Genomic DNA, 17,929 nt, shown 5'->3' with positions numbered 1-17,929 from the left:
ACTCTTTTACTGTTTTTAAAAGTTGAAAAGAATGAATGTCTTCTTGATTCTGTCGGTGATTGATTGATAAAAGTTCTCATGATATTGTTTTTTAATTGATGATTGATAATTGATGAATTTAAAATTTAATGGGTATGGTTTCTAACTTCTGCCCATTGTACTCTTTTACTGTTTCTAAAAGTTGAAAAAAAGGAATGTCTTCTTGACTCTGTCGGTGATTGATTGATAAAAGTTCTCATGATATTGATTTTTAATTGATGATTGATAATTGACGATTGATTAATTTAAAATTTAATGGGTATGGTTTCTAACTTCTGCCCATTGTACTCTTTTACTGTTTCTAAAAGTTGAAAAGAATGAATGTCTTCTTGATTCTGTCGGTGATTGATTGATAAAAGTTCTCATGATATTGATTTTTAATTGATGATTATTAAGTTGTTATATCTAGAAGACGAAGAAGTATTATTTTTGTTACAGTACTATGTTATAAAAGGTACTGTTTTAAGCATTATTTAACATATTCAATTGGCGACAATGGAACATATGTATCTGAATTACAGTTATTTAAATAAATTTATCATAAAAAATATGAAAATTATAATTTTTTATATGAGGCATCTAAACATTTTTTTAGTCTTAAATTGTGCAATAGGGTACCACAAAATGGCTAGTAAATACAATTCTGGTTATAATACTTAACGTTAATGACATCATAAATCCAAAAACATAACTTATCTTTGACAAAGTTTAAGGGAAACAGGGGAATCTTGCTCCGACCTCAAAGTGAACGGTTTTGTAGTTCTGATTACAATTACATTTCATGATAGTGAACATGAATTTCTATTTCTTCTTTAACATTAATTAGATACTACTTTAAAATTACGAATGGCAAAATCGCAACAAACATTTAACAAGACAGAGAAAGAAAAAAAACGCTTAAAGAAAAGGGAAGAGAAACAAAAGAAAAAATTAGCCAGAAAACAAGCTGCCAAAGAAAGCGGAACTTCTGGTATACCTCTTGCCTATGTGGATTACAATGGAAATTTAGTGGACACTCCACCAGACCCAACAATGAAAGTCGAAATAGACGCAGAAGACATTGTCTTGGGAATACCTAAAAAAGAAGAAGGTGATATAGAGGAATTTGATCCGGTAAGAAACGGAAAAGTATCCTTTTTCGATTCCTCAAAAGGGTTCGGTTTTATCATCGACGCTGAAAACAACGAAAAATATTTTGTACACGTTAGCGGCCTTATAGATGAGATCATGGAAAACGATAAAGTTTCTTATGAGTTGGAAAAAGGCATGAAAGGCATGAACGCCGTAAGAGTAAAAAAAATCTAACCTAGTTACATTTTTTTAAAATGACTGGCCCCAAGCGCAATACAGGTCTAATTATACTGGCTTTTTTTGCTATCTATGTTATTTGGGGCTCTACCTACCTACTTAATAAAATCGCGGTTACAGAACTTCCTGCATTTATGCTCGCCGGAATGCGTTTTGTAACGGCCGGCTGTCTTATTTTTTTGATAGCCAAATTTTCTGGAATACCGCTAAAGATCAGCAGACAGCAATTGATCAACACCATTATTGCCGGTTTTCTTTTTTTAACCTTTGGTAATGGGGTAGTGGTCTGGGCCTTAAAATATGTGGACAGTGGGTTCGCGGCCTTGGAAATTTCCGCGCAACCCTTGGTTGTTCTTTTATTAATGAGAGTCATACAAGGAAAACAGATAAAGGCTATGTCTTTAGTGGGGGTGGCTCTCGGCATGGTCGGCATTTACCTTCTTGTAAGTCAACAACAAATTATATCAAAAGAGGGAGCCCTGACCGGAATGATCTTAATATTTACATGCATGCTAAGTTGGGCCTATGGTAGCCTATTTGTAGGTAAGGCCAATTTACCCAAAAATTATTTTGTGAACACAGGATATCAAATGGTAACCGGTGGTGTAATGTTATTTGTCATTAGTTTGGCGATAGGAGAAAAGTGGGTTTCCCCAGTTAATTGGAGTACCCCTGTGAAATGGTCTATGATTCTTTTGGTGCTGTTGGGAAGTATCGTGGCCTTTACCGCGTTCAACTACCTTCTAAAAGTGGTGTCACCGGAAAAAGTGGCTACCTCGTCTTATGTGAATCCCATTATTGCAATGTTGTTGGGGTGGTATTTTCTACAAGAGGAAATAACCCTACAATCTGCAGTGGCGGCCATTATACTTTTAACGGGCGTATATTTTATCAACACCAAGAAAAGACTGACACTGTTTTCGAGGTTCTCGTCTAAAAAACTAAATAATTAGCTTGTCGAGTTTTATAACTTCTCCTTCTTTCATATTCCCTATTCTGTAATCACCGATTCTTATACGCACCAATCGTATGGTAGGGAAACCAACGGCTGCGGTCATTTTACGTACCTGTCTAAACTTTCCTTCCGTTAATACGATACTGATCCAAGAATTTTCTCTATGGGCCCCTATTCTTAATTTAGAATTTGCAGCTGGCAGACCTAAAAGGGGTTGCTGCCGCCTTACCACACAAGGTTTTGTTGTGTATTTTTTTCCGAACAGACCAATGGATACCCCTTGTTGCAGCCTTTGTATGGCAGCATCGTTTATTACTCCGTCCAAAAGCGCCAAATACTCTTTTTCTACCCCTGAATTATTTATATGATCGGTTAATTTTCCATCGGTTGTCATCAACATTAAGCCTTCCGACTTCTCATCTAATCGACCTACCGGCATTGTTCCTTGCGGAAACTCATATAGCTCTCTAAGAAATTTCTTTTTACGTAATTGTCGTTCCTCTCCAGAAGTTAATTGGCTTAACATTCCAAAAGGCTTATAGATTTTAAAATGGTGGTGACCTATCATTTTTTTATCCTGCCAACAGTTTCATTGGTCGGAAAGATACCCTTTTTATCCCATTTCATTAGCATTCGCAGGTGGAACGCCTTACCTTTGCATCCTTCAGAAAAAGATATAATGCAAGAGACAGTTTTTGAATTACAGGAAAAAAAGACGGACAAAGAGCTTTATAGTTATCAGCAAGGCGCAATTCAACAAATTTTTGAAAAGTTCGAGAACGAACGGGAAGATTACCACTTACTTTACCAGCTACCTACAGGGGGTGGTAAAACCGTTATTTTTTCCGAAATAGTACGGCAATACCTTAAAAACCACTCAAAGAAAGTTTTGGTTATGACACATAGGGTAGAACTATGTAACCAAACTTCTGAAATGTTAACCAGTTTTGGTGTGGTCAATAAAGTGGTCAACAGTAAGGCAAATCTTGACGATCAAGAGAAATATAGTTGTTACGTGGCCATGGTAGAGACATTGAACAATAGGCTTAACGACGATAAATTGGATATTTCGGACGTAGGTCTTGTCATTGTCGATGAGGCCCATTACAATTCTTTCACAAAATTATTCAAGTTTTTTGAGAAATCTTTTATTCTGGGGGTTACCGCCACGCCTTTAAGTTCGAACAAAGATTTACCCATGAACAGCAATTATGATGAGCTGATACCGGGCGAATCTATTCAGAACCTAATTGAGAACGATTTTTTGGCCAGGGCAGAAGTATTTCAATACGACATGGGGCTAACCTCTTTGGAAGTCGGTTCCAATGGGGACTATACCGTTAAATCTTCGGCGGACCTATATACGAGTCCGTCCATGTTAAACAAGCTTTTAGAAGCTTACACAAAACACTCAAAAGGCAAAAAGACCCTTATTTTCAATAATGGTATAGAAACGTCTATTCAAGTCTATTATACATTTAAAAATGCCGGGCTGCCTATCATGCACCTAGACAATACGGCTACTAAAAAACAACGAAAACAAATCTTAAAATGGTTTAAGGAAACACCCGACGCCATATTAACATCGGTAAGTATTTTGACGACCGGTTTTGATGAGCCTACCATAGAAACCATTATTTTGAACAGGGCCACCAAATCTTTGACCTTGTATTATCAAATGATCGGTAGGGGATCTCGTGTGTTGAACAATAAATCCAAATTTACCGTAATAGACCTTGGTAACAACATGTATCGTTTTGGTCCGTGGGGAGCAGATCTGGATTGGGTATCGATTTTTAAATCGCCCAATTACTACATGGATCGTATACAAGATGACGAAGAAATAGAAAGTGCTTTTCGCCATGAACTTTCCGATGAAATAAAAGAAGAGTTCAAAAATTCGGAGGAAACATATTTTGATATCAAGAAAACTTATGAGCAGGCCACCTATGCAGGTGAATCGTCAAAGGTTGTCTTAGAAAGATCTATTGCACAACATGCCTATATCTGTATCGAAAACAGTGAAGATGTGTATGATGCCCTTGCCCTTGCCAAGTTATTAAAGGAAGATATTGATAATAGAATTCACGTCTACGGAAAATGTATCAGTAAAAGTACCCACAATTTCCTAAGTTGGCTTAAAGAGGACTATCAAAAGAAATTGAACGCCTATTTACGTGAAAACTTTGATTCTGTTTTTGAAGATATCCACGGACATCCACCCGAAGATTAAAACAAAGAAGCATTTCATTTCTATTTTAGCATACCGCTAAGGTCGTTTCTTTTCTTACTTTTAAACTATGGAAACGGAATCACCCAAAATAGCGATTATAGGTGCAGGCATAAGTGGCTTGATTGCAGCCCTAAACCTTGAGGAACAAGGATATTCTCCTGTAATCTATGAAAAGACCGACAGCGTAGGTGGTAGGGTCAAAACATCAATTATCGATGGTTACCAATTGGACCATGGTTTTCAAGTTTTGTTGGATGCCTACCCAATGGCCTCTAAATATTTGGACTATGATTCTTTAGAGCTTCAGAACTTTCTGCCGGGAGCACAAATATTTAAAAAAGGAAAGTCCGTATCCATTGGTGATCCCCTAAGAGAACCAAACCTTCTCTTTTCCACATTGTTTTCTGGTATTGGAAATATTCAAGATAAATGGAAGATTCTTAAGCTGAACAATAGCCTAAAGCGCAAGACCTTAGAAAAAATTTTCATGGAGCCCGAAACCTCCACCATAAGTTATCTAAAAGACCTTGGTTTTTCGGAAGAAATGATAAGCACTTTTTTTAAGCCCTTTTTTAACGGTATTTTTTTAGAGCCAAATTTAGAGACATCGAGCCGTATGTTTCAATTTGTATACAAAATGTTCGGTATGGGCCATGCGGCGGTACCCAAAGCCGGTATAGAAGCTATTCCCTTACAGTTAAAGAATAGGTTAAGGCGCACTTCCTTTAAATTCAATACTACCGTTACCAGTTGTAGAAATGGAGAGCTACTTTTTTCTGATGACACTAAAGAATTTGTGGACTATACCATTATTGCCACCGAAGCTTCTCAGGTAATGCCCAATCTAAAAACACAACAGATAGCATGGCATTCTTCTGATACGCTCTATTTTACATGCTTAAAAAAATCAATCAAAAAACCCTTGATCGGGCTAATAGCCGATAAAGGGGCCCTTATCAACAACTTCTTTTATCACACCTCGCTACAATGTCTTCAACAAGGGGAAGATGAGCTACTTTCTGTGACGGTTGTAAAAAATCATGATCTAACGGAATACCAATTGATACAGGAAGTAAAAAAGGAGCTTAAAAAATTCGCCAACATTGATGTAGATCGTTATTTAAAAAGGTACAGCATTAAAAAAGCCCTTCCCGATACAAAAGATTTACGATATAGCATGATACCTACAGAGACCCGGCTTACCGACCGTATTTTTCTTGCCGGAGACTACCTTCTAAACGGTTCTTTGAACGCAGCCATGACTTCTGGCGAAACAGCCGCAAAAGGAATAATGGAAGTGATTGCAATGGGTTGAATCAATTATTCAACCAATAGGTGAATTTTAAGGTCACCCCCCAATTTCTCCCCTCAAAAGGCTCTATGAAATAGTTATTGGTATATACCAGAAACAAATCTGAAGCAGGGCTATAACGCCATTGAAGACGCGAATTTACGTTAAGGTTCCTTGTTTGCTCGTTATACTGAAACAGGTTCGCAAAAAACAACTTGTTGGTAAAGGTTATATCCGCCTCGGCCCCGATCAACCAAAATTCGTTCTTGTTCCAAGGTGCCGGAAGATCAATATGGTTATAATTTAAATTAGCGTTTAAACTCACATATGGTTGAAAACGATAGCCCAGGTCCGCGGTAAGGCTTGTTCGGTTACCATTTTGATAATATCCTCCGACACGACCGGCAAACGCATAGGTGAACAAACTTTGAGGTTTAGATTCGTATTCCCACCCAAAAGCGTTCCATTGGTGCTTGGTGCCCACTGCCAAACTCTCTAGACCTAATCTGGTAGGGTCAAAAGGAGACAATAGTTCTACATAATCATCGGACAGAAAGAACATTAAATTACTTCTTGTTCTAAAATCGAATTGATAGACAACATAGGCCAAATGATCCGTTTGTCTAAACGCCTCGTTAAAAAAGTACGATATATTCAACTCTGGACCGTGACTTACGATAGGTCCGGACTTTGGAAAAAATACATGCCCTAGTTTAGAACTCAAGTTCACATACCCTCTTCTAGGTACGTACCCCACTTCGGCCGTATATTTTTCACCAACCCATTCTTCTTGTACTCTCCAATTCCATTTTCTACTATTGTATTCTATATGTGCTCCCTGTGTTACACCATTTCCTATTTCGTCTGGGGCAAACGACTTTAAAAAAAATGCCTTTCCGCTCCATAGGTTATTGGACGAAGCTAAATTATATTCCATTCCGAAGTTTCTATTATACTTAGGGTACAAATTGTTAATGGAATCATTTTCCTGTGGATAGTTAATAGACTGTTTGTTAACGAACATAAACCCAATACTACTTCGCCCGAATACCTTGCGTTGCAAAGACAGTACGCCAAAATTCTGACTAGGCAGACCACTTTCGCTATCACTGGCCGTCTGCATATCCATAATGCCCAAACGCCATTTGTCGTTTAAATTCCCACTTACCCGGGCTCCCGCCTGTATGGGTATTCCAAGACCAATTCTTCTAGAAAAAAACGGTCTAATGTTTTCATAACCAAAGTTGGCAAAAAGATCTCCGTTCTCTAGAAAAAATTGCCTTCTCTCGGGAAAAAACAGCTCAAACCGATCCAGGTTGGTAATTTGACGGTCTACTTCTACTTGAGAAAAGTCCGGATTTACCGTAAGATCCAAATTTAGGGAAGAGGTTAAGCTAAACTTCACGTCTCCTCCAATTTTTCCATTTGTCTTGGTATCTCCATCCGCTTCCAAATCTCTGTTAACTTCCCCTAGAACATACGGTATTATAGAAAAATTGGTGCCGGGCGGAGGTGGTGGGGCATCCCATACCAAAGTCCCCGTATATGCTAAGGCAGCGGTAGGAAACTGTCTAGGGATGGGGGTCCAACTAGATTTTTCACTCGATTTTAAGTCAAGCCTACTAAAATTAATGCCCCACTCTGTAACCCCTTCACCATACCGAATAGATTTAAAGGGGACCGCCATTTCGAACACCCATTTATCATCATCACGGGTAACCTCAGATATCCATTTGCTGTCCCAATTAAGATCTATGGAAGAACCATTGAACATGGTACCGTCCCATTGGGCGCCATAGGCATTCGACCCAAATGAAAAACCTGTGGTCTGGTTATTGAAAGGGTCTAAAAAAAGTAGAAAATTATCATTTTTTCCAAAGCTAAAATCACGCCGTAACGATTCTACAAAATAATTGGCCTTGGTAGCATTATAAAACGTTGCCAACAAATAAAGGTTCTTTTCGTCATAGGTCATTTTAATAACGGTTTGCTCATTGGCCAAACCATCGTCCATAGGCAACACCCTAAAAAAATCCTTTGCCTCATCGGCCTCTTGCCATGCAGGATCATCACCTTTACCATCTATTTTGACGGGAACAGTGGTTTTTTTGATATGTAGTTTATATGCCTGGTTCTTTTTTTGTGCATATGTCGTAATGGTAAATGCCAAAAAAACATACAAAGAGTATATTTTAAATTTCATTGGTTGTTCGGTTGGTGCGCACAACTTAATTAAAATCGATCATACTATTTATTAAAATGATAAAAAAATACCCTAAAATTCAAGTATATAATAATTAAACACTATAATAGAATTATTTTTCTTTGGTCTACAAATAGAAAAGGCAGGTCATAAAACCCATAAACACGTTAAAATAAATGCGTAAAGAAAAATAGGGCATAACCAGCCTTATAAAAGTAGAATAGATCTATAACCGCTTAACCATATTATCTTGGGCATAATAACATGGCTTGTGTATCTTAGCAATATTAAACAACCACCAAAATGAAAAAACAATTTTACAGAGTTTCTTTTTTAGTATTTATATCGTTAATGATATTGGCATGCAAGGAAACAAAACCGGAGAACAAAGAAACTAAAGGTACCGAGAAAAAAGTTCCATTGGACAGTACGGACCTAGCCCTTATGGACCTGAATTTACCTGATGGTTTCGAAATAAAAGTATATGCTCGCGGCATAGATGGTGCCCGCTCTATGGCTATGGGAGATGAAGGCACCCTATTTGTAGGCACAAGAAATGAGAATACGGTTTATGCCATTCAAGATAACGATGGAGATTACAATGCAGAAACGATTATAGTGTTGGATACCATGGAAATGCCAAATGGGGTTACCATGAGAAATGGAGATCTATATGTGGCCCAGGTAGGAAGTCTTTGGAAATATCCAGCTATCGAAAGTCAGTTGAACGGAGAGTTAAAAAAAGAATTGATATATGATGATTATCCTACAGAATTTCACCACGGATGGAAATATATCGCTTTTGGACCGGACGACAAATTATATGTTCCGGTAGGCGCACCATGCAATATATGTAACCGTACCGATGAGGACGAGCGTTTTTCTACAATTACCAGAATGGATCCAGATGGGAGCAATAGAGAAATTTATGTGAGGGGTGTTCGTAATTCGGTCGGGTTTACATGGCACCCAGACACCGGAGAAATGTGGTTTACCGACAATGGTAGGGATATGCTCGGCGATGATACTCCGCCATGCGAATTAAATCGTATTACAGAAATGGGCCAGCACTTTGGGTATCCGTTTTGTCATGGAGGTATAGTACAAGACCCCGAGTTTGGCAATGATCGCCCTTGTTCAGATTTTGTGGCCCCGGCACAACAATTGGGAGCACATGTTGCTCCTTTATCCATAAAATTTAAGTCTGGCAATATGTTTCCGTCCTCTTATGACGGAAAAGCCTTTATAGCAGAGCATGGTTCTTGGAACAGAAGCGAAAAAGTAGGTTACCGTATTATGTTGGCCGATATTCAAGATGGCGAAGTAAAAGACATGAAACCGTTTATAGACGGTTGGCTAAATGATGAAACACAAAAAGTAACGGGAAGGCCCGTAGATCTGTTGTGGCTAAAAGATGGCTCTTTATTGATTTCCGATGACTACGCAGATGCCATCTACAGGGTTACGTATACAAACACCCAAGTAGCAAGTATTAATTAAAAGATGGTTCTAATATGAAAACTTGTGCAAACAGTAGCCGCCGATCGTTCTTAAAACAATCTAGCCTAGCTTCCGCTGCATTATTAATGCCGATTCCCAATTTCATAAAAAAGAAAAATTATAAAATGGGACTACAGTTGTTCACCATCCGAGATGCTATGGCCATAGATCCCGTTGCAACCTTAAAGCAGGTAACAAAACTTGGTTATGAAGATGGTGAACTGTATGGTTTTAATGAAAAAGAGGGGGCTTACTATGGGTTAAAGGCCAAAGAGTTTAAAAAGGTATTGGACGATATAAACTTTAGTATATCCAGTGGTCATTACAATTTTTCCGATTTCTTTAAAAAACCGGAAGAGGAGCTTCTTTCTTATGTAGACAAATGTATAGAAGGTTCACATGCCATCGGGGCAAAATATATTACATGGCCCTGGTTGGCGCCCGAATATAGAAACCTGGACAATTTTAAATTATTATCTGGCAAACTGAACAAAATAGGGGAGCGGGTAACTAATGCTGGGCTTCATTTTGCCTATCACAACCATGGTTTTGAATTTGAGGAAGAAAACGGACAGGTCGGGTACGACATTATTTTAAGGGAAACCGATCCCGAATTGGTGAAATTACAGATAGACCTTTATTGGGTAAAACATTCTTCTACAAAAAGTCCGGAAGAATGGATAGCGCAAAACCCAAGCCGCTATGTCATGTGGCACATAAAGGATATGGACAAGGTAACCCGCGACTATTCGGAATTGGGCAATGGCAGCATAGATTACCAAAAAATGCTGCAAGGGTTGAACAAAGAAAGCCTAGATTACTATTATATAGAACAGGGCGGCAATTTTGCCGAAAATTCTATGCAAAGCATTAGCGATAGCGCAACTTATTTTAAAAAGCATTTACAACATCTTATATAATGAAAGGGTTTCCTGAAAAAATATATTTGAACGGAGCCATTGTAGCGGTTGAAAATGCCAAGGTCTCCGTTTTTGACCGAGGCTTTATATTTGGGGATGGTATATATGAGGCCATGGCCCAAATTGGCGGAGCCTTCTTTTATAAAAAAGAACATTTTGACAGATTGGCCGACGGGCTTCGGAAAATCAATATTACTTACGATATTGAACGGTTACCTAAAGAAATCGATAGACTGTTAGAGGCTACCGATTTGGTAAATAAAGACTGCTTTCTTTACATACATATAACTAGAGGTGTTGCTCCCCGTCAACATTCCTACCCAAAAGATATTACTCCTACGGTAATGATGTATGCGGTTCCAAAGGTATATCCGGATATTAATGAAATGCATGCCAAGGTCATGACCGCCAACGACTTTAGATGGTCTCGGTGCGATATAAAAATGACGTCACTTTTAGGTAATGTAATGCTGAACGAACAGGCCATGCAGCACAATTGCTTTGAAACGATTTTGGTAAGAAACGGTATAATAACCGAAGCTTCGCACTGCAATGTATTTTTTGTGAAGAACGATACCGTGTATACCCATCCTGCCAATGAATTTATTTTAAATGGCATTACGAGAATCGTGGTACTGCAATTATGTAGGCAATTGGGTATTAAATTTAAAGAAACCCCTATTTCTTTAGATGATATCGATAAGATGCAAGAAGCATTTTTAACAGGTACCAGTACACAGATCGCATCTATCCAACAAATAGACGACCACAAGTATTATTCGGGTAATGATACCGGTACTATCACAAAAAAACTGCAAGAAGCTTTCTTAAATCTCAAACGTAATCAAAAGGGATAGTTTTTCTTTAAATATATAGCCCTCTTTTTTCTTTTTTCCATACCAAGGCCCCTTTCTATTAGAAATTCTAAAAAATGGTTTCTCACTACCGAATTGCGATATTCATTTATTAACTTTAAAGCAAAACCAACCAATTCTTTAAATTCATTATGAAGAAGTTATTTCTTTTTACCACGATTCTTGTTTTTACACTTGTTAACCATTCAACTTCGGCCCAAGATTTTTCTGAGTTCCAATACCGTACCATAGGCCCCTCTAGAGGAGGACGTGTAACCACTGTAACAGGCACTGCAATGTTACCGGGCACCTTTTATTTAGGAGCATCGGGTGGTGGTGTTTGGAAGACTGATGATTACGGGACTACATGGAACAACGTATCTGATGGCTATTTTGACACTCCTTCTATTGGAGCCATCGAAATTGCACATAACGATCCCAATATTGTTTATGTAGGCACTGGTTCTGACGGATTGCGAAGTAATATTATTAGCGGCAAAGGTGTTTACAAATCTATTGACGGCGGAAAAACTTGGAAGCACATAGGGTTGGAAAATGCCGGTCAGATAGGAGCTGTGGAAATCGACCCCACCGACCATAATATAGTATGGGTCGCTGCCATAGGAAATGCTTTTAAACCAAATGAGGAACGTGGTATATATAAGACTACGGATGGGGGTGAGACTTGGGAAAAAGTACTATATATTTCAGATAAAACAGGTTTTGCCGATTTAGAGTTATTACCCAGTAATCCGAATATTGTATATGCGGCAGCCTGGAAGGCACAACGTACCCCATGGACCATTATCTCGGGTGGTGAGAACCATGAAGGAGGCATCTATAAATCAATTAATGGTGGTAAAGATTGGGTAAAATTGGAAGATGGACTTCCAAAGGGATTGATCGGCAAAATAGACTTGGCCGTATCTCCGACAGATTCCAGCATTTTATACGCCGTTATAGAAGCACCCGAAAAAGAAGGAGGTGTCTATAAATCGGTCGACCAAGGAAAAACGTTTAAACAAACATCTAGCAATATAGGTCTAGTAAACAGACCTTTTTATTATACCAATATAGAGCTAGATCCTACCGACCCAGATATCGTTTACTCCAATGCAAACCCTTTATTAAAATCTGTGGACGGAGGGAAAACATGGAAACGAATGAGCGTTCCACATGGCGATAATCATGATATATGGTTAAACCCGGATAATCCAGACCTATTGATCCAATGTAATGATGGTGGTGCCAATGTATCCCATAATGGGGGTAAGACCTGGTCTACGCAGTTTAACCAACCAACAGCAGAAATATATCAGGTAGCCGTAGATGACCAATACCCATATTGGGTATATGGAGCGCAGCAAGACAATACGACCATTGCGATACCAAGTTCATCGCCAAGTGCCACTTCTCCACAAGGAACACAGGTGATGATCGCCACGGGAGGATGTGAAACAGGCCCTACCATCCCCAAACCAGGTAATCATAACATCGTTTATAACAACTGTAAAGGCCGTTTTAGTGTTTATGATAAACGAACGGGAATGGATAGGGAATATTCCATTGGAGCCTCTAACATTTATGGTCACAATCCAAAAGATTTAAAGTATCGTTTTCAGCGTGTTGCCCCCGTACATGTATCTCCACATGATCCCGATGTCGTGTATATGGGATCGCAATACTTACATAAGACCAGAAATGGCGGTCAAATATGGGAAACTATTTCACCCGACCTTACAGCTTTCGAAGAGGATAAGCAGGTAATATCCGGAAGCCCTATAACTAGAGACATTACCGGAGAAGAATATTATAGTACGCTATACTCCATCAGGGAATCAAAATTGGTAGAAGGTTTAATTTGGACAGGGTCTAATGATGGGGTCATATCCATTACTAAGGACGGCGGACAGACTTGGACCGATGTAACCCCCAAAAAACTTCCGAAAGGCGGTAGGGTAGAGTCCATAGAACCATCACAATTTGATCCGGCCAAAGCCTATATTACCGTCGATAGGCACTTGTTGGGAGATATGACACCATACATTTACAAAACCGAAGATTACGGAAAAAGTTGGGAATTGATCAGTACAGATTCCAATGGAATTCCTTCCGACCATACTGCCCGGGTTTTAAGGGAAGACCCTAAAGCCAAAGGGTTGTTGTACGCAGGAACAGAATTTGGAATGTTTATCTCGTTCGATGATGGCAAGACTTGGAAAAGTTTTCAGCAAAATTTGCCTGTTACCCCGATCACCGATATTATTATAAATAGGGGAGACCTCGTTTTAAGTACTATGGGACGTGGATTTTGGATTTTGGACAACATTACATCTTTAAGAAATCCAAAAATCACCGATTTAAAAGACGATGCCGTTCTTTTTAAACCCGAGAACACGATTAGGTACAGAACACCTTGGCGTTCAAGTGCTTTTCCAAATTACCCTACCACCAGTGTTACCATCGATTATTATTTACCAAAAGAATTTAAAGAGGGGGTTACATTAGAAATATTGGATGCGAACAACGCTCCGGTTGTCACCATCGTCAGTGATTCTACCTTGTTAAAATCAACTTCTGAAGAAGTAGAGGATATGGGATTGAGCATGGTCTTTAGATATGCCGACAATAAATTGGAAACGAAAAAGGGAATCAATCGTTTTGAGTGGGATTTAAGGCAAAAAGGAGCATGGAGCAGTAATAAGAGAAGAAGCTTTAAAAATGGCCCTATGGTGGCCCCAGGTTCTTATATTGCCAAGTTAACGGTAGGTGACAAAACAATGGAGCAACCTTTTGAAATACTTATAGACCCTAGACTAAAGGACGAAGGGATTACAACGGGCACTATAAAAGAACAGTTGTCTTTTCAAAAAAAGGTGATCGACCTGTTATCCGATGCGAGAAAAACACAGGCCGATTTAGAAAAAACAATCAAAAAAACTACCAATTCCGATAAAAAGGGCCAACTTCAAAATATATTAAAAGCACTTAAGAACGATGAAGGTGCTTATCCTCAGCAAATGTTGGTAGCACAAATTTCTTACCTCTCCAATATTGTGGGTAGGGCCGACAAAACTCCCGGAAACGAGGAATTGGAAAGGTTTAAAGAACTACAAGGTCAATTGGCCGAGATCAAGAAGAAAATAAGTCTACTATAATAAAATGGGGCAAGTTAGTAAGTAGTCCATATTACAACTTGCCCCAAAAATCCCATCGATAAAAAAATGGTTTTCGTATAGGCAAATGGCCAAGACTTCTATTTGCTTTTATTAAATAATGGTAATGTTTCATTTTTGAAGTGTTAATTAAAACACGCATTAGATGAAACAATATATCGTCATAGCAGGCATTTTATTTGCTCAATTTGCTTTTGCCCAAGAACCTGTAATCGATTCAGGTACTAAAATATGGTCTTTACAGGACTGTATCGACTATGCTATAGAAAATAATATTACCATTAAAGAGGCTACCCTGAACGAGCGTATATCCGAGGTGGATTACAAGACATCCAAATCGGCAAAGCTTCCCAATTTATATGGTAGCGCTACCCAAAGTTTTACGAACGGTACCTCTATCGACCCCATTACCAGTGATTATGTGTCTGATCAGATCCATAACACAAACCTGGGGGTTAATACCTCTATGACGCTGTTTAAAGGGAATCAACTTACGAACCAGGTGGCCCAAAATAAACTGTTGATAGAACAAAATAGTCTTTTGGCGGAAGAGGCCAAGAACAACATTGTCATCAGTATTCTAGAAACCTACTTGCAGACACTTTTTAGTAAAGAAGGTATTTCTATCGCCGAAAACAATCTAGAAGCCTCGGAACAGGAAGTTATTAGAGCAAAAACACGATTGGATGCCGGTACCATTGCGCTAACGGATTATACCGAAGCACAGAGCCAAGCGGCGACCAACAAGTATAATTTGATTGCCGCCAAAAATCAATACGAACAAAATATAATTACTTTAAAACAATTACTGGAACTATCTCCTTTGCAGAATTTGGAAATTGAGACCATTGACGAGAATATGGATCTTTTAAATCTAGAACTCAACAAAGAAAGTATTTATAACAATGCGCTTTCTTTTCTACCAGAAGTAGAGGCCAGCAGTATGAATATCGCCATAAACGAGAAAGAATTGGACATTGCCAAAGGTGGATATTTACCAACATTGACCCTTACGGGTAGTGTAGGTTCTGGATATACAAGTATCAATAACAGCTCTTTTGCAGATCAGTTGGACCTAAATTTTAACCAACGGTTAGGGTTAAGCCTAAACATTCCGATTTTTAATAGAAACCAAACAAAGGCGGCGGTACAGACCGCATCCATAAACATCGAAAAAGCACAGTTACAAAAACAGAGCATAGAAAAAGAAGTTATTCAAAAAGTAGAAACGGCATATCAAAATACATTATCGTCACAAGAACAATTGGTGGCGGCGGAAGCATCTTTGCAAGCCGCGGAACAGTCTTATAAACTAGCACAGAAAAAATATGAACTAGGGGATCTTAGTACCACTGATCTGGTAATAAGTCAAAACACCTATACCAGTGCACAACAAAACTATTTGCAAGCAAAGTATTTAAATATTTTATACCATCAATTATTACAATTCTATCAAGGAAACGAAATTAAACTTTAATCAAAATGAAAAATAAAACAAAAATCATAATAGGCGGCATTGCCTTGGCTGTAATAGCTTTTGTGGCTTATAGCTTTTTAAAAGGTAATGATGACGTCATCATTGAAGCAAAAACGGTAGCTGCCAAAAAGGCGGATGTAACCACCATGGTCACGGCAACGGGCACCATTGAACCTATTACGCAGGTAGACGTGGGTACTCAAGTATCCGGTGTGATAGAAAAAATATATGTGGACTACAACAGTGTAGTGACCGAAGGACAATTGATTGCCGAGTTGGACAAGACAAACCTTAAAGCTGCTACCGTACAGGCCCAAGCTTCCTATGACAATGCGGTGAGCCAAAGAAATTATATGAAGGAAGTCTATGAAAGACAAAAAACACTGTACGAAAACCAAGTAATCAGCAAGGCTGATTATGACGCCGCCGTGTATAACTATGAAACAGCAAAAGGTACGGCAGCGCAACGTTTGTCTGAATTACAAGAAGCAAAGACCAATTTGGGATATGCCAATATTTACTCACCTATTAACGGTGTAATACTTTCAAGGGATATTGACGAAGGCCAAACCGTTGCAGCCAGTTATAGTACGCCTACACTTTTTACCATTGCACAAGATTTAAAACAAATGCAGGTAGAGGCCGATGTTGACGAGGCCGATATAGGTAATGTAAAAGAAGGACAACGTGTTAGTTTTACGGTAGATGCCTTTCAAGGTGAAATTTTTGAAGGTACCGTAACACAGGTTCGTTTAGATTATACCGAAACATCCAACGTAATCACGTACACTGTGGTAATCAAAGCGGACAATCCGGATTTAAAACTAAAACCGGGATTAACGGCTACCATTTCCATCTATACATTGGAATTAAAAGATGTATTGACCGTAGAGGCCAAAGCTATCAACTTTAAACCTACGCCACCCGAGATGATGGCCTATAACGAGCAACACAATTTAGAAACAGTGCGACCAAACACCCGCCCAGGATCTGATGGAGACGAAGCTACTAAAGTCTGGGTATTGGAGCCCAACGGGGCCATTTCCCCAAAACAAGTTACTTTGGGTGCCAGTGACGGGGTAAACGTTCAAGTTTTGAGTGGAATCAATGAAGGGGATAAACTGGTATACAGTTTAAAAGGAACCTCTGCTCAAGTATCGGGCTCTAGTGGTTCTGATGAAAGTCCATTTATGCCACAGCGACCGGGAGGCAGAAAAAAATAGCATCATGAAAAAGGAAATAATAAAAATAGAAAACCTAAAACGCGATTTTACCATGGGCACTGAAACAGTGCATGCGTTAAAGGGCATCTCTTTAAGCATAAAAGAAGGAGAGTTCGTGACCATCATGGGATCTAGTGGTTCGGGTAAAAGTACGATGCTGAACATTTTGGGATGTCTGGACCAGCCTACATCGGGAAGGTATGAGATTGACGGTGTTAGCATGAAGGACCTCAGTAAAAATGAATTGGCCACTATAAGAAATGAGAAAATAGGATTTATTTTTCAATCCTATAACCTATTGGCCAGAACATCTGCTATCGAAAATGTAGAATTACCCCTTTTATACAATAGTAAGGTTTCTACAGAAGAGAGACGTAAACGGGCCATAAAGGCTTTAGAAATGGTTGGGTTGGCAGATAGATTGCATCACACACCGGCACAGCTCTCTGGTGGACAACAGCAACGTGTAGCCATTGCAAGATCTTTGGTGAACAACCCGGTGTTGATCTTGGCGGACGAGGCAACAGGTAACCTTGACACCAGAACGTCGTATGAGATCATGTCTTTGTTTCAAGAACTGAACAAGAAGGGCATCACCATTACTTTTGTAACCCACGAACCGGATATTGCCACCTTTAGTAGTAGAACCATCGTGCTAAAAGATGGTAATATTATTCAAGATTATTTGAATGACAATATACAATCGGCAGCAGAAGAGTTAGCAAAATTACCTAAAGAAGACCATTGATC

The 17,929-nt window shown here is 38.9% G+C and carries 13 protein-coding genes; 11 read left to right on the top strand and 2 right to left on the bottom strand.

The annotated features are described in order from the left end of the window. Positions 1-885 precede the first annotated feature (885 nt). Both J8L85_RS11825 and J8L85_RS11820 read left to right on the top strand, forming a co-directional pair. Complete coding sequence (locus J8L85_RS11825; protein ID WP_211017492.1) at positions 886-1,344, top strand: cold shock domain-containing protein; 459 nt, start codon at positions 886-888, stop codon at positions 1,342-1,344. A gap of 20 nt (positions 1,345-1,364) precedes the next feature. Then, entirely contained in the window at positions 1,365-2,300 is a 936-nt protein-coding gene (locus tag J8L85_RS11820) for an EamA family transporter (RefSeq protein ID WP_211017490.1), read from the top strand. On the opposite strand, the gene J8L85_RS11815 is transcribed toward J8L85_RS11820, so the two are convergent. Beyond that, positions 2,289-2,870, bottom strand: coding sequence for a pseudouridine synthase (locus J8L85_RS11815; protein ID WP_211017488.1), 582 nt, complete (start codon positions 2,868-2,870; stop codon positions 2,289-2,291). The genes J8L85_RS11820 and J8L85_RS11815 overlap by 12 nt on opposite strands. A 111-nt stretch (positions 2,871-2,981) precedes the next feature. Here J8L85_RS11815 and J8L85_RS11810 point away from each other — a divergent pair, with 111 nt between their 5' ends. Further along, positions 2,982-4,535 carry a DEAD/DEAH box helicase gene (locus J8L85_RS11810; protein WP_211017486.1) on the top strand — a complete coding sequence of 518 codons (1,554 nt, stop codon included), beginning with the start codon at positions 2,982-2,984 and terminating at the stop codon, positions 4,533-4,535. A 67-nt stretch (positions 4,536-4,602) separates the two neighbouring features. Next, on the top strand, positions 4,603-5,850 hold the full coding sequence (locus J8L85_RS11805) for an FAD-dependent oxidoreductase (RefSeq protein WP_211017483.1): 1,248 nt from the start codon (positions 4,603-4,605) through the stop codon (positions 5,848-5,850). Position 5,851: 1 nt separating this feature from the next. Here J8L85_RS11805 and J8L85_RS11800 read toward each other — a convergent pair whose 3' ends face one another. Further along, on the bottom strand, positions 5,852-8,029 hold the full coding sequence (locus J8L85_RS11800; RefSeq protein WP_211017481.1) for a carbohydrate binding family 9 domain-containing protein: 2,178 nt from the start codon (positions 8,027-8,029) through the stop codon (positions 5,852-5,854). A 303-nt stretch (positions 8,030-8,332) separates the two neighbouring features. Between J8L85_RS11800 and J8L85_RS11795 the strand changes: the two genes are divergently transcribed. From J8L85_RS11795 to J8L85_RS11765, 7 genes are all read left to right on the top strand, one after another. Further along, positions 8,333-9,529: a PQQ-dependent sugar dehydrogenase gene (locus tag J8L85_RS11795; protein ID WP_211017479.1), complete on the top strand. Its 1,197-nt coding sequence runs from the start codon at positions 8,333-8,335 to the stop codon at positions 9,527-9,529. A 14-nt stretch (positions 9,530-9,543) separates the two neighbouring features. Then, on the top strand, positions 9,544-10,449 hold the full coding sequence (locus J8L85_RS11790) for a sugar phosphate isomerase/epimerase (RefSeq protein WP_211017477.1): 906 nt from the start codon (positions 9,544-9,546) through the stop codon (positions 10,447-10,449). Further along, entirely contained in the window at positions 10,449-11,306 is an 858-nt protein-coding gene (locus J8L85_RS11785) for an aminotransferase class IV (RefSeq protein WP_211017475.1), read from the top strand. The genes J8L85_RS11790 and J8L85_RS11785 overlap by 1 nt, the downstream gene beginning before the upstream one ends. A 149-nt stretch (positions 11,307-11,455) precedes the next feature. Then, on the top strand, positions 11,456-14,461 hold the full coding sequence (locus J8L85_RS11780) for a hypothetical protein (protein WP_211017473.1): 3,006 nt from the start codon (positions 11,456-11,458) through the stop codon (positions 14,459-14,461). 163 nt (positions 14,462-14,624) lie between these two features. Continuing rightward, a complete protein-coding gene (locus tag J8L85_RS11775; protein ID WP_211017471.1) occupies positions 14,625-15,956 on the top strand; it encodes a TolC family protein in 1,332 nt (443 codons plus the stop codon). A gap of 5 nt (positions 15,957-15,961) precedes the next feature. Continuing rightward, the gene (locus tag J8L85_RS11770; protein ID WP_211017469.1) at positions 15,962-17,179 is read left to right on the top strand and encodes an efflux RND transporter periplasmic adaptor subunit; all 1,218 of its coding nucleotides are present in this window, start codon (positions 15,962-15,964) and stop codon (positions 17,177-17,179) included. A 4-nt stretch (positions 17,180-17,183) separates the two neighbouring features. After that, positions 17,184-17,927 (top strand): ABC transporter ATP-binding protein, encoded by a 744-nt coding sequence (locus J8L85_RS11765; protein WP_211017468.1) that lies wholly within the window; start codon positions 17,184-17,186, stop codon positions 17,925-17,927. The last annotated feature ends 2 nt before the right edge of the window (positions 17,928-17,929 follow it).

Source organism: Maribacter sp. MMG018, assembly GCF_018100785.1.
In the GTDB taxonomy this organism is placed as follows: Bacteria; Bacteroidota; Bacteroidia; order Flavobacteriales; family Flavobacteriaceae; genus Maribacter.
The sequence above is the reverse complement of the archived record's forward strand: the minus strand, read 5'-3'. Positions and strand labels throughout refer to the sequence as shown.

Bases quoted from the DNA above. Each gene is read 5' to 3' on its own strand.
- J8L85_RS11805 (WP_211017483.1), top strand. From the start codon at position 4,603: ATGGAAACGGAATCACCCAAAATAGCGATTATAGGTGCAGGCATAAGT.
- J8L85_RS11800 (WP_211017481.1), bottom strand. From the start codon at position 8,029: ATGAAATTTAAAATATACTCTTTGTATGTTTTTTTGGCATTTACCATT.
- J8L85_RS11790 (WP_211017477.1), top strand. From the start codon at position 9,544: ATGAAAACTTGTGCAAACAGTAGCCGCCGATCGTTCTTAAAACAATCT.
- J8L85_RS11815 (WP_211017488.1), bottom strand. From the start codon at position 2,870: ATGATAGGTCACCACCATTTTAAAATCTATAAGCCTTTTGGAATGTTA.
- J8L85_RS11810 (WP_211017486.1), top strand. From the start codon at position 2,982: ATGCAAGAGACAGTTTTTGAATTACAGGAAAAAAAGACGGACAAAGAG.
- J8L85_RS11775 (WP_211017471.1), top strand. From the start codon at position 14,625: ATGAAACAATATATCGTCATAGCAGGCATTTTATTTGCTCAATTTGCT.
- J8L85_RS11795 (WP_211017479.1), top strand. From the start codon at position 8,333: ATGAAAAAACAATTTTACAGAGTTTCTTTTTTAGTATTTATATCGTTA.
- J8L85_RS11780 (WP_211017473.1), top strand. From the start codon at position 11,456: ATGAAGAAGTTATTTCTTTTTACCACGATTCTTGTTTTTACACTTGTT.
- J8L85_RS11785 (WP_211017475.1), top strand. From the start codon at position 10,449: ATGAAAGGGTTTCCTGAAAAAATATATTTGAACGGAGCCATTGTAGCG.
- J8L85_RS11820 (WP_211017490.1), top strand. From the start codon at position 1,365: ATGACTGGCCCCAAGCGCAATACAGGTCTAATTATACTGGCTTTTTTT.
- J8L85_RS11825 (WP_211017492.1), top strand. From the start codon at position 886: ATGGCAAAATCGCAACAAACATTTAACAAGACAGAGAAAGAAAAAAAA.
- J8L85_RS11765 (WP_211017468.1), top strand. From the start codon at position 17,184: ATGAAAAAGGAAATAATAAAAATAGAAAACCTAAAACGCGATTTTACC.
- J8L85_RS11770 (WP_211017469.1), top strand. From the start codon at position 15,962: ATGAAAAATAAAACAAAAATCATAATAGGCGGCATTGCCTTGGCTGTA.